Source organism: Kitasatospora sp. NPDC056800 (assembly GCF_042789775.1).
In the GTDB taxonomy this organism is placed as follows: Bacteria; Actinomycetota; Actinomycetes; order Streptomycetales; family Streptomycetaceae; genus Kitasatospora.
This window is the reverse complement of the sequence record NZ_JBHUAL010000076.1, coordinates 16336-37464: the sequence shown is the minus strand read 5'-3', so window position 1 is coordinate 37464 and position 21129 is coordinate 16336. Positions and strand designations below refer to the sequence as shown.

The following is a 21129-nucleotide window of genomic DNA, read 5'->3' as shown; positions in this document are numbered from 1 at the left end:
GGGCGGGACGCCGGCCCAGCCGACGTCCCGCCCCCGTCGCGGTTTTCGGGCGGCGGCCGGTCAGTCGTCCCAGCCCTCGCCCTGACCGTCACCCTGGTCGTCGCCCTGGCCGTCGTCGTCCTGGGCGGCGTCGAGGCCCTGGTGGCGGCCCGCGGGCTTGGCGAACACCTGGGTGTTCTCCTCCGCCGCCGGGCCGTCGGCGCCGGCGACCAGGTTGCCGCTGGTCGAGTCGAACAGCACGGTCCGGCCCGAGGCGGCCACGACCGGGTCCCGCGACGAACCGTTGCCGAACGAGCCGTCCGGCGCGGTGGAGACCCGCTCGGTGCGGCCGGTGCGCAGGTCCTGGCGGTAGACGTCCCAGCCCGGGTGCTGCGGGCCGGCCACCAGGTTGTCGGCGGCGGACTCGAAGTAGATCCAGCGGTTGTCGGCGGTGATCGAGCCGTGGTCGGAGGAGCCGACCGAGCTGGTGCCCGGCAGGCCGCCGCTGACCTTCGTCACGGTGCCCTTCTTGAGGTCCCGGACGTAGAGCACGGTGTGGGAGCGGTGGCCGCCGGTCGAGCCGCCGGGCTCGGCCAGGGTGTAGACCGCGTGCCGTCCGTCGGGGCTGATCGTCGCCTCGAAGCTGGCGCTGCCGATCTGGCCGTCGAGGCCCGCGCTCACCGCCGTGATCTTCCCGGACCGTACGTCGTAGGTGTAGTAGGGAGCGGCGTTCGGACGGGCCAGGGTCGGCTGCGCCGCGTTCTGCGGGACGTTCTGGCGTGCGGCCTCGGCGGCGCTCGGGGTGAGGTCCACGTCGGCGGGAGCGGCGGCCGAGGCGGTGGTCGCGGCGGCGAGTCCGGGCGCCTGCTCGTCCGGCAGCAGGTTGGAGATGGAGCCGAAGCCGATGGTGCGGCCGTCCGCGCTGATCGTCGGCCGGAAGGAGGTGCTCTCGCCCGGCTTGCCGTGCACGTCGCGGGTGACCAGCCGGGTGGTGTGGGTCCAGCGGTCGGTGAGGTAGACGTTGATCTTCCAGGTGTAGGGCCTGGCGAGCGAGGGGGCGGTGCCGGAGTCGGGCTCCGGCTCCGGCTCCGGCTCCACGACGGTCGGGTCCAGGTCCTTCCGGGAGGACACGAAGACCACGTACCGGCCGTTGCCGCTGACCTGTGCGTTGTACGAGCCGTGGTACTGGTCGGCGTCGGTGTTGGTGGGGCTGTCGCTGACCAGCTCGGTGCGGCCGGTCCTGCGGTCCCTGATGTACACCTCGGTGCGGTTCTTGACCTGCGCGCCGGGCGCCACGTTCTCGTCCTCGCTGTCGAAGACGACGTAGCGGCCGTCGGCGCTGATCCCGGCCTGGTCGGTCGAGCCGCTCAGCGCCCCGCCCGCGTCGGACAGGTTGACCTGTTCGAGGCGGCCGGTGCGCAGGTCCTTCACATAGGCGTTGCTCCAGCCCACCGGGGGGTTGGGCAGCAGGTTCGTGGCCCGGGAGGTGAACAGGGCGTAGCGGCCGTTCGCGCTGATGCCCTGGGTGGTCGACAGGTTGTCGGGCGCCGCGCCGTTCGGCCCGACGCTGACCTGGGTGGTGCCGCGCGGCAGTGGGGCGGCCTGGGCCGGGGCGGCGGTGACGGCGAGCACGGCGGCCGCGGCCAGGATGCCGCCACCACCGGCCAGCCACCGGTTGCGGGTCGTCCGGGTGGTACGGGACATGAGGTCTTCCCCCCTCTGATCGCCCGGCCGGGCTCCCTCCCGACGGCGGGCTTTCGCAGAGCCAACCGTCGGGAGGGCAGGGGGGTCAACGTCCTCGGGTGATCTCGGCTGAAAATACGTCAACAGACGTATGCCGCAAGGGAATCAGGCCATCAAGGGCGGCGCAGGAAGACGTCCGCGGCGCCGTTGGTGTCGCCCGGCACCAGGTTGCCGTCACCGGCGGTGAAGAGCACCGTGTCGCCGGCGAAGTCGACGAACGGGGCCGTGGAGCCGGTGCTGCTCTGCCCGCCGTCCCGGGTGAGGCTGACCCGTTCGATCGCCCCGGTCCTCAGGTCGCGGCGGAAGATGTCGCTGACGCCGTTGGTGTCGCCGGGGACGAGGTTGTCGGCGCTGGAGTCGAAGTAGACCCAGCGGCCGTCGAAGGTCATGGCGGGGTAGTGGGCGCCCTCGGTGGTCGTGGTGCCGGGCAGGAAGGCGTTGAGCCAGGTCAGCTCGCCGGTGGCCAGCTCCCGGGCGTACAGGTCCATCCGGTAGCGGTAGGAACCGGGCCGGCCGATGTGGACCGGCAGGCCGAAGAGGGCGTAGCGGCCGTCCGGGCTGAGCCGGGGGCCGATGCTGGTGCCGCGCAGGTAGCCCTGGTCGTCCACGCTGGCGCCGGAGACCTTGCCGGTGTCGGCCTTCCAGACGAAGTAGGGGTAGAAGCGGGGCTTGGCCAGTCCGGGCGCACCGGCGTCGGTGCCGTCGGGGCCGGCGCCCGGTTCGGTGGCGGCCGGGTCCTGCGGGAGCAGGTTGCCGGCCCGGGAGCTGAAGCCGACGGTGGAGCCGTCCGCGCTGATCGTCACACCGTAGGAGGAGTTGTTGGGGGCCTCACCGTCCGCGCCGGTGGTGACCACCCGGGTGGTGCCGGTCCAGCGGTCGGTGACGAGGACGCTGAAGTAGCGCGGATTCGAGCCCGGGGCGAGGTCGGTGCGGTTGGAGGTGTAGGCGATGTAGCGGCCGTCCCGGCTCAGCGAGGGCTCGGCGGAGAACGCGCCGTCGGGGGAGCCGCCCGGGCCGACCTGCTCGGTGTGCCCGGTCCAGCGGTCGCGGACGAAGACGTCGCTGCTGCGCACCACCTGGCCCGGCACCACGTTGGTGGCGCTGGTGCTGAAGGCCACGTACCGGCCGTCGGCGCTGATCGAGGCCTCGCTGGTGGGGGCGTTCAGCCGGGAGCCGTCGTCGGCGACGCTGACCTTCTCGACGTGCCCGTTGCGCAGGTCGCGGACGTAGACCTCGTCGGAGTTCGGGGTGCCGGGTTCCGGCAGCAGGTTGGTCGCGGTCGAGGTGAAGAGCGCGGAGCGGCCGTCCTCGCTCAGTCCGAGCGCGACGGAGTCCCCGTTGAGCTGCTCGCCCTTGGCGGTCTCGCTGATCCGGGCGGTGTCGCCCTTGGGCGGCTTGGCCTCGGCGGCGGGCAGCGCCGCGCCGGCGGCCACGGCGGTGGCGGCCAGCACGGCGGCGGCGCGGGCGAGCCGGCGTCGGGCGGGTGTGTGCGTCATGGATCGTCCTCCCCTGGTGGCGGTCCCGGGCCCACGACCCCCGCGGCCCGGTTTGAGGAGAGCCAAGCGTCGTACGGATCATCGGTCAACGACCGGCGGCGATCTCGGGCGGAAATACGCCACCGGTCGTATGCCATAAGGGAGATGAGTGGCGGTCAGGCCGTCACAGGCGGCGGAGGAAGGCGTCCGTGACGGCGTTGGTGTCCCCCGGGACCAAGTCGCCGTCGTCGGCGGTGAAGAGCACCGCGTCTCCGGTGGCGTCCACGGACGGACTGTAGGAGGGGGAGGTGCTCGGCGCGCCGTCCCGGGTGAGGCTGACCCGTTCGATCCGGCCGGTCCACAGGTCGCGGCGGTAGACGCTGCTCTGGTTCCTGACGTCGTCGGGGAGCAGGTTGCCGGCGGAGGAGTCGAAGTAGACCCAGCGGTCGTCGGCCGTCATGACGGCGCCGGAGGAGGACCCGTTCGCCGTGGTGCCCGGCAGGCCTGCGCTGACCTCGGTGACCTTGCCGGTGGCCAGGTCGTGGACGTACACGTCCAGCCGGACGCCGCCGTGGCCGGGCAGGCCGGTGCCGTAGACGGCGACGCTGTAGACGGCGTAGCGGCCGTCGGGGCTGATCCGGCCGTCGCTGCTGCCGCTCAGCTGCCCGGTGCCGTCCACGCTGCCGGCGACGATCGTGCCGGTGGCGGCCTTCCAGACGTAGGAGGGGTGGTGCATGGGCCCGCCGGTCACTCCCGGCGACCCGGCGTCGGCCTCGTCGGATCCCGGGGCGGGGGCGGCCGGAACCTCCGGGAGCAGGTTGCCGGCCCGGGAGGTGAAGGCGATGGCGGAGCCGTCCGCGCTGATCACCGGATCGAGGGAGTAGTTGCTGGCGGGCTCGCCGTCCGCGCCGACGGTGACCAGGCGGCTGGTGCGGGTCCAGCGGTCGGTGACGTAGATGTTGTTCCTGCCGCGCCGCACGGGGCCCGGGGCGAGGTCGGAGCGGTTGGAGACGTAGGCGACGTAGCGGCCGTCCCGGCTGATGCTGGGGCTGGTGGATCCGAAGCCGCTCTGGTCCTCGGCGCCCGGCAGGGCGGCGGCGGTGACCAGTTCGGTGTGCCCGGTCCAGCGGTCGCGGACGAAGACGTCGCTGGGGTGGGCCGGCTGGCCGGGCACCACGTTGGTGGCGGTGGTGCTGAAGGCCACGTACCGGCTGTCGGCGCTGATCGAGGCGTCGGTGGTGGGGGCGTTCAGCGGGGAGCCGTCGTCGGCGACGCTGACCTTCTCGACGTGGCCGTTGCGCAGGTTGCGGACGTAGACCTCGTCGGAGTTCGGGGTGCCTGTTCCGGGCAGCAGGTTGGTGGCGGCGGAGGTGAACAGGGCGGAGCGGCCGTCCTCGCTCAGCCCGAGTGCGGTCGAGGGGCCGTTGAGCTGCTCGCCCTTGGCGGTCTCGCTGATCCGGGCGGTGTCGCCCTTGGGCGGCTTGGCCTCGGCGGCGGGCAGCGCGGCGCCGGCGGCCAGGGCGGTGGCGGCCAGGACGGCGGCGGTCCGGGCCGGCCACCTGCGGGTGCGTGCGGTGGGCATGAGATCTTCCTCCCCTGGGATCGCCCGGCCGGGCTCCCTCCCGGCGGCGGGCTTTCGCAGAGCCAACCGTCGGGAGGGCTGGTGGTCAACGGCCGAGGGTGGTCCCGCCGGGAAATACGCCAACAGGCGTATCCGGCAAGGGAGTCAGGGCGTCACCGAGGGAGTCGGGGCGTCACCGAGGGAGTCGGGGCGTCACAGGCGGCGCCGGAAGACGTCCGTGAGGTCGCTGTCGACGACGGGCGCCAGGTTGCCGTCCTGGGCGCTGAACAGCAGCGTCGTGTCGTCGGCGTCGACCTGCGGGAAGGCGGCGGAGGTGGTGCTCTGGGAGCCGTCGTGGGCGAGGGAGACCCGCTCGGTGTGCCCGCTGCGCAGGTCGGTGCGGAAGACGTCGGCCTGCTCGTTGGTGTCGCCGGGCACCAGGTCGGCGACGTCGGAGACGAAGTACACCCAGCGGTCGTTCATCGGCATCACCGGGTCGTAGGAGGAGTCGCGCGGGGTGGTGCCGGACAGCGGCTTGTTGACCTTGGTGGTCGTGCCGGTGGCCAGCTCGCGGACGTAGACGTCCTGGTGGCGGCCGTGCGAGCCGGGGCGGCCGCCCTCCTCGAAGACGGTGTAGGCCGCGTAGCGGCCGGAGGGGCTGATCCGCCCGTCGTTGCCGCTGTTGACGAACTCGCCGGCCTCGTTGTAGCTGGCGCCGGTGATCTTCCCGGTGCGGGCGTCCCAGACGTAGTACGGGTAGGCGCGGATGGCGGCCAGCTCGGCGCGGGCGGAGGCGGTCCGCGGGGCCCGCGCGGCCTCGGCGAGGTCCGTGCCATCAGCGGGGTCCGCGGCGGAAGTGGCGGCGAGCGCGGGCGGGGTCTGCTCGGCCGGGAGCAGGTTGCCGGCCCGCGAGGTGAAGCCGATGACGGTGCCGTCCGCGCTGATCGTCGGGCGGAAGGAGTTGTTGTCGGCCGGGGTGCCGTCCGCGCCGGTGCTGACCACCCGGGTGGTGTGGGTCCAGCGGTCGGCGAGGAAGACGTTGAACTTGCCGCGGCGCACGCCGGGGGCGAGGTCGGTGCGGTCGGAGGAGTAGACCACGTAGCGGCCGTCGGCGCTGATGGCGGCGTTGAAGGCGTTGCGGATGCTCTGGTCGTCGCCCGCGCCGGAGACGCCGTCGCCCGCGGAGAGCAGCTCGGTGCGGCCGGTCCAGCGGTCCCGGACGAAGACGTCCGAGGGGTGCTTCGGCTGCCCGGGCACCGCGTTGGAGGCGTAGCTGCTGAACACCACGTACCGGCCGTTGCCGCTGATCGCCGCGTCGTTGCTGCCGTTGTCCAGGGCGGAGCCGTCGTCGGCGACGCTGACCCGCTCGGTGTGGCCGTTGCGCAGGTCCCGCACGTAGACGTCGCCGAGGACCCCGGCGCCGCCCGGCAGCAGGTTGGTCGCCGCCGAGGAGAACAGGGCGTAGCGGCCGTCGTCGCTCAGCCCGAGCGCGAGGGAGGTGCCGTTCAGCGGCTCGCCCTTGGCGCCCTCGCTGACCCGGGCGGTGTCGCCCTTGGGCGGGCGGGCCTCGGCGGCGGGCATCGCGGCGCCGGCCACGGCCACGGCCACCAGGACGGCGGCGGTACGGGCCAGTCGGCGGCGGGTGCGTGCGGTGGTCATGGATCATCCTCCCCAGATGACGGTGCCGGGCCGTCGACACCCCCGTGGCCCGGTTGGGGAAGAGCCAAGCGCCGTGCGGGTGTCCGGTCAACGGACAGGAGCGATCTCGTCCGGAAATACCTCACCGGTCGTATCTCCGGCCGAAATCTCCCACGCCGGTACAACCGTCCCGCCGTACGGGGCGGGTGGCCGACGAACGGGAGCCGTCCCGACCGGCCCGCGCGGCCGTCGGCGGACCCGGCGGAACCGTGCTCCGGTCGGGTGCGCCGTGCCGCGCTGGCAGAATTGGTCCGTGATCGACGCACGACGGCTGCGGACCCTGCGGGCCGTGGCGGACCACCGCACCGTGACCGCCGCGGCGGCCGCCCTCTACCTGACCCCCTCCGCGGTCTCCCAGCAGCTGGCCGCCCTGGAGCAGGAGACCGGCCACCACCTGCTCGCCCGGGAGGGCCGGGGCGTACGGCTGACCGCCGCCGGGGAGATCCTGCTCGGCCACGCCGACGTGGTGCTCGCCCAGCTGGAGCGCGCCGAGGCCGACCTCGCCGCGTACAGCGCGGGCGTCTCCGGGGAGGTGACGGTCGCCTCCTTCGCGACCGCCATCGCCTCCGTGCTCGCCCCGGCCGTCGGCCTGCTCGCCGGGCGCGCGCCCGGGGTGCGGCTCAAGGTGCTGGACGCCGAGGGCGACGCCAGCCTGCCGATGGTGCTGGACGGCCGGGCCGACCTCGCGGTGGCCGTCGAGTACCGGGGCGCCCCGCGCGCCGACGACGCCCGGCTGACCAGGGTGCCGCTGTACGCCGAGCCCTTCGAGGCCGTGCTGCCGCTCGGCCACCGGCTGGCCGCCGAGTCCGGCCCGCTGGCCGTCGCCTCGCTGGCCGACGAGCCGTGGATCGGGCCGTACCCCGGCAACCCCTGCCACGACGTGGTGCTGCTGGCCTGCGAGCACGCCGGGTTCCAGCCCCGGCTGCTGCACTCCTCGGACGACTTCCGGGCCGTGGTGGCGCTGGCCTCGGCCGGCCTCGGGGTGGCGCTGGTGCCGCGCTCGGCGCTGCGCGGCGTCGACCTCGGCGAGGTCGCGGTGCGCCCGGTGGACAGCGAGCTCGCCACCCGCCGGGTCTTCGCCGCCGTCCGGGCCGGCGCCGACGGGCACCCGCTGGTCCGGCCGGTGCTGGACTCCCTCGCCGAGGCGGCCGCCGCGGGCGCGTGAGCCGGGATTCTCAGTCGCAGGGGGCCGTCGCCGGGCCGCCGTCGGGGCGGACCCCGGCGAACTCGTCCAGGACGGCCACCCGCAGTTCGTGGGCGCCGTCCGCGCGGGTCTGCTCGTAGTAGAGGTACCAGCGGCCGCGGGCGGAGACGAGGTCGGCGTACCGGACGTCCAGCCAGGGGCCGTCCGGGGTGAGGCGGTGCCAGGCGCGCAGGTCGGCGGAGGCGGCCAGGCCGCAGCGCTCCTCGTAGTTGCCGGCGGCGTCCGCCGAGCCGTCGTAGAGCGCGAGCCAGCCGCCCCGGCCGTCGGGGAGGACGGTGGTGATCCGGGACTCGTAGCCGTCCCAGGCGCCGGCCGGGCCGACGTCCAGGGCCTCGGCGGCGCGGCCGGGCGGGGCGGTGAAGCGCAGCCCGTCCGGGGAGAGCGCGAGGGCGGTGGGCTGGACGGTGAGGCCGGTGGTGTGGATGTCGGCACTCGCGTGGGCGCGGGCCCGTTCCTCGGGGGTGAACGGCCGGGCCCGGGAGACGGTGGCGAACAGGTGGACGCCGGCGTCGGTTTCGAGCAGGTACGGGTCCTTGACGCCCTCGGTGCCGGTGGTCGCGGCGGTCAGGACGGGGGTGCGGGCGCCGAGGTCGAAGGAGTCGGGGGTGTCGGCGCTCAGGGCGTCGATCCGCCAGCGGTTGTCGGCCGGGTCGACGTGGCTGAGGTGGAGCAGGTAGCCGCCGTCGCGGCGCAGCAGGGCGAGGCGCTCCATCGAGGGGGAGCCCAGGTCGTCGCTCCGGACGGACCACAGGTCGTGGAAGGCGATGCCGTCGGTGCTCTCGGCGACGGCGCAGCGCCAGCCTCGGTCGGGGCCGCCCGCCGCGCCGCGCGGGCGGCGCTCGCGGTAGGTGAGCAGGAAGCGGTCGCGGTCCGGCTCGTACCGGACGCCCGGGCAGCCGGCCCAGTAGCCGGGTTCGGGGCGCTCGGGGGCGCGGACCAGGTGGGAGGCGCTCAGGTCGGGCGCGGCGGGCGGGGCGGCGGGGTGCGGCACGGGACCGTCCTTCGAAGGGGTCGGGAGGGGATGAGAAGAGTTTCTATCAGATCGATCAAAAGTCCGAGCGGCTCGCGGTAGGCCGGGCCCGGTCGGCTGGCCTGCGTCTTCCCGCTCCCACCTGCCGGATGTCTGTGAAGCCGATGTTTCGCCCGATGGCGATCGCACGACACCGACCGGCTGGGCCTTGACCGGCCCCCGGAGATCACGGCTAGCTTCTTCTCAGAGTCGATCAAACACCGCCGACCCCGACCCGAGGAAGCCCCGCCCCGATGACCGCCCCCACCACCGACGCGCCCGGCTACGCCGGTCTGGGCCTGTACGTCGGCGACCTCCACAACCACTGCGGCATCAGCTACGGCCACGGGAGCATCGAGGACGCCTACGCCAACGCCCGGCTCCAGCTCGACTTCGCCAGCGTCACCGGCCACGGCTGGTGGCCCGACCTGCCCGAGCGCACCCCCGAGCTGGCCAGCCTGGTCGACTACCACACCGAGGGCTTCGCCCGGCTGGCCCGGCTCTGGGACCACGTCCAGGACGTCACCGCCGCCGCCCACGAGGACGGCCGCTTCGTCACCTTCCAGTCCTTCGAGTGGCACAGCCTCGCCTACGGCGACCACTGCGTGTACTTCGACGGCCCGCGCGGCGAGATCATCCGGGCGGCGGACTTGGAGCGACTGCGCGCCCGGCTCCGGGAGCTCGCCGCCCAGGGCGTACGGACCTGGGCCCTGCCGCACCACATCGGCTACGGGCCGGCCCGCCGCGGCATCGACTGGGCCTCCTACACCGAGGAGTTCGCCCCGGTGGTGGAGATGGTGTCGATGCACGGCTGCGCCGAGTCCGACGAGGCGCCGCGCAGTTACCTGCACACCATGGGCCCGCGCGCCGCCGCCGGGACGGCCGTCCACGGCCTGCGGCTGGGCCACCGCTTCGGGCTGATCGGCTCCACCGACCACCACAGCGCCTTCCCCGGCAGCCACGGGCACGGCCGGGTCGCGGTCTGGGCCCCGGAGCTGACCCGCGACGGGATCTGGACCGCCGTCCAGCAGCGCCGAACCTACGCGATCACCGGCGACCGCATCCTGCTCGCCACCTCCGTCAACGGCGCCCCGATGGGCGCGGAGGCCCCCTCCGCCGACCGGCGCCGGATCCAGGTCACCGTCCAGGGCCGGGACGCGCTCGACCACGTCGAACTGCTGCGCAACGGCGTCCCCGTCCACCGGGTCAGCCGCCCCGAACTGCTCGCCCGCGCCGCCGCCGAGGACGCCTTCACCGGCACCCTGGGCTTCGCCGTCGGTTGGGGCCGGCGCGGCGAACCGGTGTACTGGGACGTGGAGTTGCGGATCGAGGGCGGGCGGCTGCTGGACGTCCAGCCCCGGCTGCGCGGCCCGGAGACGGTCGCACCGGCCGAGGCCGAGCCGGACACCTACCGGCCGTCCCACTGGGAGCGCACCGGGCCGGGGGAGGTCCGGCTGCGGACCGTCACCGACGGCAACCCCAACACCGCCACCGACAGCACCCAGGGCTTCTCGCTGCGGATCGAGGGCGACGAGCGGACCAGGCTGGTCGCCGTCGTGAACGGCGTCGAGACCGCCCACGCCGTCGGCGAGCTGCTGGCGGGCGCGCGGACCGGCTTCACCGGCGGGTTCGTCTCCGGCGCCTACCGCTTCGACCGGGCCGTGCCCGACCGGGAGACCACCGCCGACTTCGAGCTGACCGACGAACGCCCCGGCGGCGACGGGGACTTCTACCACGTGAGGGTACGACAGGTGAACGACCAGTGGGCCTGGTCCAGCCCGACCTGGGTGGGACCGGCCGGCTCCTGTCGATAGGGCCGGTTGATCCCGTCAGCCGGCCCCGACCACCGGTCGCCCGTACCCGAACCCGAGATGGAGAAGAACCCGTGTCCCGACTCCCCGGCCGCCTCGCCGGCGCCGTGCTCACCGCCGCCCTGACCGTGACCGCCGCCGCTCCCGCCCACGCCGCCGCCCCCGCTCCCGCCCCCGCGGCCGTGACCGCCGCCACCGAGGTCTTCGCCGACGACTTCGAATCCGGCACCCTCGCCGCCTGGACCCGCCAGCGCGTCGACGGCAACGGCAGCATCACCGTGGCCCCCGCACCCGCCGGAGGCACCGGCCAGGCCGCCCGCTTCAGCGTCCCGAACGACGGCGCCTCCTACCGCTCCGAGGTCGCCGTCAACTCCCTCGGCTGGGGCAGCTACCGCTTCGCCCTCGCCGACTACCTGCCCGCCGACTGGGTGCGGACGTCCACCGAGACGATCCTCGCCCAGTGGCACGGCTACCCGCTCGCCGACGGCAGCGACACCAAGCCGCCGATCGCCCTGACCGTCAAGGACGGCAGCTGGCGGCTCAAGGTGCACTGGCTGACCGACCCGAGCACCGTCCAGGAGGCGGTGATCCCGCTCGGCGACGTGCAGTTCGGCCACTGGAACCAGTGGGCCTTCGACATCACCTGGTCCACCGACACCACCCCCGGCGCCGTCACCGTCTACCGGGACGGCGCGCAGGTCGGCGCGTACAGCGGCCTCAACAACTACCACCAGAACCAGTCGCCGTACTTCAAGACCGGCATCTACCGGGCCAACTGGAACCCGGCCAAGAACATCCCCTACCCGACCGGCGGCCCCGACGTGGTGGCCTGGAGCGACAGCGTCGTCGTGACCAGGTACTGACACCGCACCCGCCGACCGAGACCCCGAGAACCGAAGAGGTAGCACCACCATGAGCGACGCGGCCCGCCACCACGGCCTGCCCCGAAGAGGCTTCCTCGGCCTGAGCGCCGGAGCGGTCCTGCTGGCGGCGGGCTGCCGCTCCGCCACCGAGGACGCCGCCGGCGGGGCCGCGGCCCCCGCCACCGCCTCCGCGCCGGACCTCCAGATCGTCTACGGCGCCGCCCCCGACCCCACCCAGCTGCTCCACCGCGGCCCGGACACCCCGGTGTTCGTCAACCTGGTGCTGGACCGGCTGGTCGACCTCGACCCGCAGACCCTCCAGCCCGTGCCCTGGCTCGCCACCTCCTGGGAGTGGAGCGCCGACCGCACCAGGCTCGTGCTCAAGCTGCGCGAGGACGTCACCTTCCACGACGGCCGCCCGCTCAGCCCGGACGACGTCGTCTTCTCGCTCACCGGCGCGGCCAAGTCCTCCCAGGTCAAGCCGCTGCTGGAACGGCTCGCCGACATCCGGGCGAGCGCCCCGAACGAGGTCACCCTCACCCTCGCCAAGCCCACCAGCAACCTGTTCGACGCGCTGGCCTTCAACCCCGTGGTGGACGCCCGCACGTACGTCGACGGCAAGGCCGCCGACAGGGTCAACGGCACCGGGCCGTTCACCTGGCAGGCGTTCAAGGGCGGCAACCAGCTCGACCTGGCCCGCTACGACCGCTACTGGCAGAGCGGCCGGCCGCACTTCGAGCGGATCACCGTCCGGTCGGTGACCAGCAGCCAGGCCGCGCTGTCCGCCCTCCAGTCGGGGCAGTCTCACCTGATCGGCGCGGTGCCCGGCCGCGACCTCAAGGTGCTCGGCGGGAACCCGGCCTTCACCGTGCAGTCCGCCAGGTCCTCCTACCAGCAGGCGTTCCTCGGCGTGAACGTCACCAGCGGGCCCTTCGGCGACCGCCGGGTGCGCCAGGCCCTCCAGTACGCGGTGGACCGCGACCGCATCGTCGCCCAGGTGTACGGCGGCCACGCCGAGGCGAGCAGCCTGCCCTGGCCCTCCAACACCCCCGGCGTCACCCCCGACCAGGTCACCCGCTACCCGCACGACCCGGAGAAGGCCCGCGGACTGCTCCGGGAGGCCGGCGCCGAGGGCACCCGGGTGCCGCTCACCGCCGCCAACTCGCCGGTCTTCGCCTCCCTCGTGGAACTGGTCAAGTACGACCTGGAGCAGGCCGGGTTCGGCGTCGACGTCCAGCTGCTGGACAACGCCGCGCTCCAGCCGAAGATCCAACAGGGCACGCTGGACGGGCTGTTCATCGCCAACCACGGCATGGTCAGCGTCTCCCCGCTGAGCGGGATCACCGTCTCCGGGCCGCTCCAGGTCGGCCGGAACACCTCGCACGTCACCGACCCCGCCTACGCCGACCTCCAGTCCCGCGCCTTCGCCGCCGCCGACGAGCAGGCCCGGGCCGAGGTCAACCACGACCTGTCCGAGTACCTGCTCACCGAGTCCTTCCACATCACCCTCGCGCACGCCTGGGAGACCTACGCCCTGGCCTCCTCGGTGCGCGGCGTGGCCACCAGCGCGCTCGGCTACCTGCGGCTCGACGACACCCGGCGCACCGCCTGACACACCGCCTGACACACCGCCGGGCGCCGTCGCCGCGCCGCACCGTCGGACGCACCGCCTGACGGCCGTCCCAGGGCGACCCCCACCGCCCTGGGGCGGCTCCTCCGACCCCCTTGGAGTACCCCCGTGCCCTACTGGACCAGAAAGGCGGCCGGCGCGCTGGCCACGCTCTGGCTCGCCTCCGTCGCCGTCTTCCTGCTGCTCCGCCTCGCCCCCGGCGACCCGGTCTCCGCCGCGCTCGGCGCCGAGGCCGACCAGGAGCAGCGCGACCGGCTCGCCGGCAGCCTCGGCGTGGACCGGCCGATGCCCGTCCAGTACCTGGGCTGGCTGCACGGACTGCTCACCGGGGACCCGGGCAGCTCCTTCCACTACCGGGAGCCGGTCACCCGGCTGATCGGCCAGAGCGTCGGCAGCACCGTCCAACTCGCCCTCGTCGCCGGGCTGCTGATGCTGGTCCTCGGCCTGCTGCTGGGCGTCGCGCTGGCCGCCGAGCGCCGCGGCCGGCTCGCCCGGGTGCTCGACCCGCTGGCCACCGCCCTGCTGGCGCTGCCGGTGTACGTCACCGCCGTGCTCTTCGTCTTCGTCTTCGCGGTCCTGCTGCGCCTGCTGCCCGCCGGCGGCGAGCGGGACCTGTTCACCGCGCCGGACCTCGCCGTCCAGTACCTCGCCCTGCCCGCCGTCGCGCTCGCGCTGCCGGGGGCGGCGGTGCTGGCCCGGCTGCTCGCCACCGAGCTGCGCCGCACCCGCCAGGAGGAGTTCGTGCTGACGGCCGTCGCCAAGGGGGCCTCGTCCCGGCGGGTCCTGGCGCGCCACGTGCTGCCCAACAGCCTGGCCCCGTTCTGCGTCGAATTCGGCCTGCACCTGGGCGAGTTGCTCGGCGGCGCGGTGGTCGCCGAACAGCTCTTCGCCCGGCACGGCCTGGGCCAGCTGCTGCTGGACGCCATCAACCAGCGGGACTACCCGGTCGCCCAGACCCTGATCATGCTCGCGGTCGCCGTCGCCGTACTCGTCCAGCTCGGCTCGGAGCTGCTGGTCGGCCGGCTCGACCCGCGGATCGCCCGCGCCGGCACCGGGGAGGACCGGTGACCAGCACCCTCGCCGTACGCCGCCGCCGGCTCGCCCTGCCCGCGCTCCCGGCCGCGCTGCGCACCCGGCGCGGGCGCACCGGCGCGCTCCTCGTCCTCCTGGTCGTGCTGCTGGGGCTGCTCGGCCCGCTGCTCGCCGCCGACCCCTACCGGCAGGGCCCGGACGCCCTGGCCGGGCCGTCGGCGGCCCACCTGCTGGGCACCGACGAGGTCGGCCGCGACCTGCTCGCCCGGGCGCTGGCCGGGATCCGCACCGAACTGCTGGTCTGCCTGCTGGCCGTCCCCGCGGCCGCCGTGCTCGGCACCGCGCTGGGCCTGCTCGGCGGGCTGAACCGGCTGCTGGGCGAGGCCGTCCAGCGGCTGTTCGACCTGCTGCTCGGCCTGCACGGCGTCCTGCTCGGCCTCGCGCTCGCCCTGCTGGTGCGCCCGGGGCTGGGCACCGTGGTGGCCACCATCGTGCTCAGCGCGCTGCCCTCCTTCGGACGCCAGGCGCGGGCGGCCCTGCTCGCCCAGCTGGCCCGCGACCACGTGGTGGCGGCCCGGGTGCTCGGCGTGCCGCGCGGCCGGATCCTGCGCCGCCACGTGCTGCCGAACGTCGTCGACGCCACCACCGCGCTGCTGGCCGTCGCGATGGCGCACGCCGTCAAGACCGAGGGCGGCCTGAGCGTGCTGGGCCTCGGCATCCAGCCGCCCGCCCCCTCGCTCGGCACGATGATCAACACCGGCTCCAAGTACCTCTTCCTCCACCCGGGTTACGCCCTGGCGCCGGTGGTCCTGCTCGGCCTGCTGGTGTTCGGCCTGACCCTGCTCGCCGACTCGTTCAACCGGGAGAGACTGCGGTGACCACGACCGATGCCATCACCACCGTCGAGGCCCCGACCGCCGCACCGGTGCCGGGCCCGCCGCTGCTGGAGGTGCGCGGTCTGCGCGTCACGGCGGGCGGCGGCGAGGCGGTGCGCGGGGTGGACCTCACCGTGCGGCCGGGCGAGATCCTCGGCCTGGTCGGCGAGTCCGGCTCCGGCAAGACCCTCACCGCGCTGGCCGTCAACCGGATGCTGCCGCCGGGCTGCCGCACCACCGGCGGCACCGTCCGCTTCGACGGCACCGACCTGCTGGCCCTGCCCGAGCCCGCCGTGCGCGCGGTGCGCGGCCGGCGCATCGGCATGGTCTTCCAGGACCCGCTGGCCCACCTCAACCCCCGGATGCCGGTCGGCCGCCAGCTCGCCGAGGCCGCCCTGGTGCACGGCGCGGGCCGCCGCGAAGCCCGGGCCCGGGCGCTCGAACTCCTCGACCTGGTCGGCATCGCCGAGCCCGCGCGCCGCTACCGCGACCGGCCGCACGAGTTCTCCGGCGGCATGCGCCAGCGCGTGCTGATCGCCATGGCGATGGCCAACCGCCCCGAGCTGCTGATCGCCGACGAGCCGACCACCGCGCTCGACCCGAGCACCCGGGTGGAGATCCTGGACCTGCTGGTCCGGCTGCGCGACGAGACCGGCACGGCCGTCCTGCTGATCACCCATGACCTCGGCGTGGTGGCCCGCAGCTGCGACACCGTCCAGGTGATGTACGCCGGACGGATCGTCGAACGGGCGCCCACCGCAGGCCTGTTGGCCGCGCCCCGGCACCGGTACACCGCCGGGCTGCTGGCCGGCGTGCCCCGGCTGGACGGCCCGCCCGGCGCGCCGCTCACCGTCATCGGCGGACGCCCGCCGGCGGCCGGGGAGGCGCCCGCCGGCTGCGCCTTCGCACCGCGCTGCGCGGCCGCCGCCGATCGCTGCACGGACTCGGCGCCGGAGTGGACCGACACCGGCGAATTCGGCTTCGCCTGCCATCTCCCCGTGGCACAGGCTGTGGTGACGGAACGTCAGATCGTCGAGGCGCGACGGGTGGAGCGGGCCGCCGAGCCCGTCCTGGTCGCGGAGGGCCTCACCGTCCGCTACGGCCGCCGCCGGCCCCCGGCGCTGGACGGCGTGAGCCTGAGCGCCGCGCCCGGCCGGGCGGTCGGGGTGATCGGCGAGTCCGGCTCCGGGAAGTCCACCCTGGCCCGCGCGCTGCTCGGGCTGGTGCGCCCGCAGGCCGGGACGGTCCGGGTGGACGGCCGCTCCTGGGCCGGGGCCGACCGCGCCGAGGAACGCGAACTGCGGCGCCGGGTACAGCTGGTCTTCCAGGACCCGTACGCCTCGCTCAGCCCCCGGATGACGGTGCGCGAGGCGCTGGCCGAGCCGCTGACGACCCACGGGCTGCGGGACCGCGACCCGCGCGGACTGTGCGAGCTGGTCGGCCTGCCCGAGGCGGTGCTCGACGCCCGGCCGCACCGGCTCTCCGGCGGCCAGCGCCAGCGGGTCGCGATCGCGCGGGCGCTGGCCGTCGGCCCGCAGGTGCTGGTCGCCGACGAGCCGACCTCCGCGCTGGACGTCTCGGTCCAGGCGCAGATCCTCAACCTCTTCGCCGACCTGCGCGAACAGCACGGCGTGGGGCTGGTGTTCATCTCGCACGACCTCGCGCTGGTCCGGCACCTCTGCGACGAGGTGCTGGTGCTGCGGCACGGTCGGGTGGTCGAACAGGCGCCCGCCGCCGAGCTGTTCGCCGCCCCCGCGCACCCGTACACCCGGGAGCTGCTGGCGGCCGCCGGCGCTCCCGAACCGTCCCGACCATGACCGGACCCTGGAGCCCCATGCCTGCCGTGAACCCCTCCCGCCGCCAACTCCTGCTCGGCACCGGCGCGGTGGCCGCGCTCTCGGTGCTCGGCCCGCCCGCCGCCGCGGCGGCCCCCGCCGCGCCCGCGGCCCGCGAGCCCGAGGTGACCGGACTCGGCCCCGGGAACAGCGACTTCCCCCTGATGAGCGCCACACTGGTCGACGACACCCTGTGGATCGGCTCGCGCAACCTCGCCCCCGCCCGGGTGATCGGCTACCACCTGCCGACCGGCCGGGTCACCGCCACCGTCGACCTGCCCACCGGCAACTTCGTCCAGGGCTCGGCCGCCCACGGCGGCGTGCTCCACCTCGGCGTCACCGACGCCCCGGGCGCGGCCAACCTCTACCGCTACGACGGCACCCTCACCGCGCTCGGCAGCGTCCCCGGCGCCGACGTGCGGGACGTGGCCGTCGCGCCCGACGGGACGGTCTACGCGACCGGACGGCAGAAGGGCCGGGCCGCCGGCCCCGGCCTCTACGCCTGGAGCCCGGCCACCGGCGCCGTCACCGAGGTCGCCTCCCCGGCGCCGAACGCCACCCAGGGCCGGGCCGTCGCGGCCACCGCGACCCACGCCTACCTCGGCGTCGGCAGCAACCTCGCGGGCGGCGGCGGGGCGACCAGGGCGAGCCTGTACGCCGTCGAGCGGGCCACCGGCGCCGTCACCGACATCACCCCGCCCGACCTGCGCGGCGACACGATCATCCGCCGGATCACCGTCCTCGGCGACGACCTGCTGGCGGTCTCCACCGAGGGCGCGCCCGCCCACGTGGCGCTGCTCGACCCGGCCGACCACCGGGTGCTGCGCTCCTTCGCCGTCCCCGGCACCAAGAGCGTCACCAACTTCCAGCGCCGGGGGGACACCCTCTGGTTCACCTCCACCGAGCACGGCGTGCTGTGGCGCCACGACCTCGCCACCGGCGCGCTCGACCAGCTCGCCGTGCCGGTGCCGGACGGCAACTCCTGGGGCCTCGGCCGGCTCGGCGACACCCTCGCGGGCGTCACCGAGGGCGGCACCGTCTGGACCCTCGACCTCGGCACCGGGGCCGTCGCCACCCGGGACCTGGTCGAGGCGGGCGCCCCCGCCGCCGCCCAGCTCGGCATGTCGGTCGCGGCCCGCGCCGGGCGGGTCTACGTCGGCGGCAACGGCTCGCTCGCCCTCCACGACCTGGCCGCCGGGACCGTCCGCAAGCTCCCGGTGCCGGGCGAGGCCAAGGACACCGTGGTCCTCGACGACGGCACCCTCTACCTGGGCGTCTACTCCTCGCAGGGCATCTGGCGCTACCGGCCGGGAAGCGACCCGGCACCCGTCAAGGAGGCCGCGCTGCCGCAGGAGCAGAACCGGCCGCAGGTGATCCGCCGGGACCCGGACAGCGGCCTGCTGCTGCTCGGCGTCCAGGCCGACACCACCGGCGGCGGCTCCTTCGTCACCTACCGCCCGGGCAGCGGCCGGCCCACCGTGCACACCGACCCGCTCGGCCCCGAGCAGCTGGTGCGCGCCGTCGCCGCCGGGCACGGCCAGGCCTTCCTCGGCGGCGACAACGCCCGGCCCACCGGCCCGCGCGGCGACCTGGCCGCCTGGGACCCGGTGGCCGGCCGCGAGCTGTGGCGCACCGCGACCGACCTCGGCGCGGGCGTCAGCAGCCTCGCCGTGCTCGGGAACACCCTGTACGGCCTGACCGTGAACGGCCGGGCGTTCACCGTCGACCTGTGCGGCTCGCGGCGGGCCGGGTTCGTGCCGGTGATCGGGCGGCGGGCCGATCTGGGGGCCGTCTCCGGCGCCAACCCGCGGCTGCTGGCGCTCGGCGGGGCCCTGTATGGGGTCAGCGAGCGGAGCCTGTTCCGGCTGGACCGCGAGACCCTGGCCGCCACCGTGCTGGTCGGGCTGGACGCCGAGTGGTACAGCGGCGCCAGGCTGGCCGCGGACGAGCACGGCGTGCTCTACACGCTGCGCGGGCGCGAGCTGATCGCCGTCCGGCCGTAACGACCGCGAGGGAAGGGGCCGGCCCGGGCGGGCCGGCCCCTTTCGCGTCAGCGCGCGGTGTGCGGCACGAAGCGCGCGAACGGGTCGGCGACCTCAGCGCAGTGCCCGGCCAGCAGGCCCCGGAAGCGGTCGAGCAGCGCCGCGTGCCGGGCGTCGACCGCGAGGTTGACCAGCTCGCCGGGGTCGGCGGCGAGGTCGAAGAGCTGCTCCCGGTGGTCGCCCCAGGCGTAGCAGACGTACTTGTGGTGCCCGGCGCGGACCATCCGGCCCAGGGCGTTGTTGAAGCCGGGGATCTCCCAGCGGGTCTCGACCACCACGCTGTCGTGCGGCCGCGGCGCGCGGACGCTGCGGCCGGGCAGCCCGTCCGGCCCCTCGATCCCGGCCAGGTCGCAGAGCGTCGGGATGAGGTCCAGCCCGGCCGCGACCAGCCGCTCGTCGACCGCGCCGGCGGCCACCCCGGGGCCGGTGACCACCAGGGGCACCCGCACGCACTCCTCGTACAGGGCCCACTTCTGGTTCCAGCGGTGGGCGCCCGCGCCGTCGCCGTGGTCGGAGCTGAACACCACCACGGTCTCCCGGTCGCCGCCGCGCTCCGCCAGCGCGGCCAGCAGCAGGCCGATGTGCCGGTCCACCCGCTCCACCAGGGCGTAGTAGGCGTGCCGGTAGCGGCGCCAGTCGTCCTCCCGCCAGTGCTCCGTCGGGTGGGTGTGCGGCTGGGCCAGCCGGGCCAGCCGGGGCAGTGCCGGATCGTACGGTCCGACCGGGAAGTTGGCGGGCAGCGGCGGGAGTTCGGGGACGGGCGGCGCGGGCGGGAGCGGGCCGGTGCGCGGGTCCTGGCCGCGGGCCCACTCGCAGATGCCGTGCGGCTCCAGGAAGGAGGCGACCAGCAGGAACGGCCGCTCGCGCGGCGCGCGGACGAACCCGGCGGCGGCGCGGGCGAGTCCGGCGTCGTCCCCGCCCGCCGGGTGGATCCGGCGGAAGCCCCGGTCGGCGGGCAGGTCCAGCTCCGGCAGGTGCCACTTGCCGCCGTAGCCGCAGTCGTACCCGGCCTCGGTGAACAGGCGCCCGAGCAGCGGGTCCTCGGGGCCGCCGGTGTTGCCGGTGACGCCGACGGTGCTGGGCAGGCGGCCGGTCATCAGGCTGGCCCGGGAGGGGGTGCAGAGCGGCTGGGCGCAGTAGGCGTTGGGGTAGCGGGTGCCGGCGGCGGCCAGCGCGTCCATCGCGGGGGTGCGCAGGTACGGGTTCCCGGCGGCGCCCATCGCGTCGGCGGTCTGCTGGTCCGTCAGGACCAGGACGACGTCGGGGCTCTGTGGATCCGGCACGGGTCAGGCCATCCGTTCGTAGGTGTGCGGGTCGAGCGCCCGGCGCAGCGGGGCCCCGTCCAGCCAGCGCTCGAACTCGCCGACGACCAGGTCGCCGAGGCGGCGGCGCTCCAGCCCCCGGCTGCCCGCCAGGTGCGGGGTGACGACCACGTTGGGCAGGGTGAACAGCGGTGAGCCGGGCAGCGGCGGCTCGGGGTCGGTGACGTCCAGCACGGCGAAGAGGTCCGGGCGTTCGGCGAGGACGGCCAGCAGCGCGGGCTCGTCCAGGACGGCTCCGCGCGCGGTGTTGACGAGGGTGGCGCCGGGCTTCATCGAGGTCAGCAGCCGCCGGTCGACGAGGCCGCGGGTCGCGGGGAGCAGCGGGGTGTGCACGCTCACCACGTCGGCGGCGGCGAAGAGTTCGTCCAGGCCGACGGCGCGCACCCCGGGCGGCACCGGGGCGTACGGGTCGTGCGCGAGGACCTCGACGTCGTAGCCGCGCAGCATCTCGCAGACCAGGCGCCCGGCCGCGCCGAGCGACAGGACACCGACCGTGGAGCCGTACCCGCCCGGGGTGCGGGCGGCCGGGACGGCGGCGCGGGCGGCCCGGGCGTCGAGGACGTGGCGCCAGCCGCCCTTGAGGGCGTAGACGATCTGGGCCACGGCGAACTCCGCGACCGGGACGGCGTTGGCGTGGGCGGCGGTGACGATCGGGACGCCCGCCGCCCAGAACGCCTCCCCGGCGATCCGGCGCACCGAACCGGCCGCGTAGAGCACCAGCCGCAGGCGGGGGAGCCGGGCCAGGGCGTCGGCGTCCAGGACGGGCCCGCCCCAGCCGGTGAACAGCACCTCGACGGCCCGCAGCGCCTCCGGCGCGGCGGCGGCCAGCCGCTCGGCGCTCCACACCCCGTCGGGCGAGGCCGGGTCGGCCAGCACCTCGGCCCGGGCGGCGACCCGGGCGCGGGCCCGCGGGCCGTAGACGTCGGGGAAGCGCTCCGGGTCCATCGCGAAGGCGGCGGTGGGCATCCGGTTCTCCTCGGGTCGCTGACGCACAAGGAGTTTCTATCACAGTGAGAAATAGTGGGAGGGGGCGGTAGGGCTGGTCGGCCC

15 protein-coding genes are annotated in these 21129 nt (G+C 75.2%); 8 read left to right on the top strand and 7 right to left on the bottom strand.

The features are described 5' to 3' along the window. Nucleotides 1-60: 60 nt before the first annotated feature. The 4 genes from ACFRQN_RS18750 to ACFRQN_RS18735 form a co-directional block, all read right to left on the bottom strand. Nucleotides 61-1683 (bottom strand): TolB family protein, encoded by a 1623-nt coding sequence (locus tag ACFRQN_RS18750; RefSeq protein WP_380741236.1) that lies wholly within the window; start codon nt 1681-1683, stop codon nt 61-63. 152 nt (nt 1684-1835) lie between these two features. Further along, entirely contained in the window at nt 1836-3218 is a 1383-nt protein-coding gene (locus ACFRQN_RS18745; RefSeq protein WP_380741235.1) for a hypothetical protein, read from the bottom strand. Between the two features lie 163 nt (nt 3219-3381). Further along, nucleotides 3382-4779 carry a hypothetical protein gene (locus ACFRQN_RS18740; protein WP_380741234.1) on the bottom strand — a complete coding sequence of 466 codons (1398 nt, stop codon included), beginning with the start codon at nt 4777-4779 and terminating at the stop codon, nt 3382-3384. 192 nt (nt 4780-4971) lie between these two features. Continuing rightward, nucleotides 4972-6417 carry a PD40 domain-containing protein gene (locus ACFRQN_RS18735; protein ID WP_074003750.1) on the bottom strand — a complete coding sequence of 482 codons (1446 nt, stop codon included), beginning with the start codon at nt 6415-6417 and terminating at the stop codon, nt 4972-4974. Between the two features lie 292 nt (nt 6418-6709). Here ACFRQN_RS18735 and ACFRQN_RS18730 point away from each other — a divergent pair, with 292 nt between their 5' ends. Next, complete coding sequence (locus tag ACFRQN_RS18730; RefSeq protein WP_049651227.1) at nt 6710-7621, top strand: LysR family transcriptional regulator; 912 nt, start codon at nt 6710-6712, stop codon at nt 7619-7621. A gap of 10 nt (nt 7622-7631) precedes the next feature. On the opposite strand, the gene ACFRQN_RS18725 is transcribed toward ACFRQN_RS18730, so the two are convergent. Then, nucleotides 7632-8651, bottom strand: coding sequence for a hypothetical protein (locus tag ACFRQN_RS18725; RefSeq protein WP_074003749.1), 1020 nt, complete (start codon nt 8649-8651; stop codon nt 7632-7634). Between the two features lie 272 nt (nt 8652-8923). On the opposite strand from ACFRQN_RS18725, the gene ACFRQN_RS18720 reads away from it, so the two are divergent. The 7 genes from ACFRQN_RS18720 (at nt 8924) to ACFRQN_RS18690 (ending at nt 18718) form a co-directional block, all read left to right on the top strand. Next, nucleotides 8924-10483 carry a DUF3604 domain-containing protein gene (locus tag ACFRQN_RS18720; RefSeq protein ID WP_380741233.1) on the top strand — a complete coding sequence of 520 codons (1560 nt, stop codon included), beginning with the start codon at nt 8924-8926 and terminating at the stop codon, nt 10481-10483. Nucleotides 10484-10554: 71 nt separating this feature from the next. After that, nucleotides 10555-11343, top strand: coding sequence for a polysaccharide lyase (locus tag ACFRQN_RS18715; protein ID WP_380741232.1), 789 nt, complete (start codon nt 10555-10557; stop codon nt 11341-11343). Between the two features lie 49 nt (nt 11344-11392). Beyond that, nucleotides 11393-12955, top strand: coding sequence for an ABC transporter substrate-binding protein (locus ACFRQN_RS18710; protein WP_380741231.1), 1563 nt, complete (start codon nt 11393-11395; stop codon nt 12953-12955). Between the two features lie 126 nt (nt 12956-13081). Further along, nucleotides 13082-14041, top strand: a complete 960-nt coding sequence (locus ACFRQN_RS18705; protein ID WP_380741230.1) for an ABC transporter permease — start codon at nt 13082-13084, stop codon at nt 14039-14041. After that, entirely contained in the window at nt 14038-14883 is an 846-nt protein-coding gene (locus ACFRQN_RS18700) for an ABC transporter permease (protein ID WP_079272343.1), read from the top strand. Before ACFRQN_RS18705 ends, ACFRQN_RS18700 begins: the two co-directional genes overlap by 4 nt. Continuing rightward, complete coding sequence (locus ACFRQN_RS18695; RefSeq protein WP_380741229.1) at nt 14880-16697, top strand: dipeptide ABC transporter ATP-binding protein; 1818 nt, start codon at nt 14880-14882, stop codon at nt 16695-16697. The genes ACFRQN_RS18700 and ACFRQN_RS18695 overlap by 4 nt, the downstream gene beginning before the upstream one ends. Before the next feature lie 17 nt (nt 16698-16714). Continuing rightward, nucleotides 16715-18718 carry a hypothetical protein gene (locus ACFRQN_RS18690; RefSeq protein ID WP_380741228.1) on the top strand — a complete coding sequence of 668 codons (2004 nt, stop codon included), beginning with the start codon at nt 16715-16717 and terminating at the stop codon, nt 18716-18718. A 47-nt stretch (nt 18719-18765) separates the two neighbouring features. Here ACFRQN_RS18690 and ACFRQN_RS18685 read toward each other — a convergent pair whose 3' ends face one another. Together ACFRQN_RS18685 and ACFRQN_RS18680 are read right to left on the bottom strand one after the other, a co-directional pair. Beyond that, a complete protein-coding gene (locus ACFRQN_RS18685; RefSeq protein ID WP_380741227.1) occupies nt 18766-20040 on the bottom strand; it encodes a sulfatase in 1275 nt (424 codons plus the stop codon). 3 nt (nt 20041-20043) lie between these two features. Continuing rightward, complete coding sequence (locus tag ACFRQN_RS18680; protein ID WP_380741226.1) at nt 20044-21072, bottom strand: hydroxyacid dehydrogenase; 1029 nt, start codon at nt 21070-21072, stop codon at nt 20044-20046. Nucleotides 21073-21129: the final 57 nt, after the last annotated feature.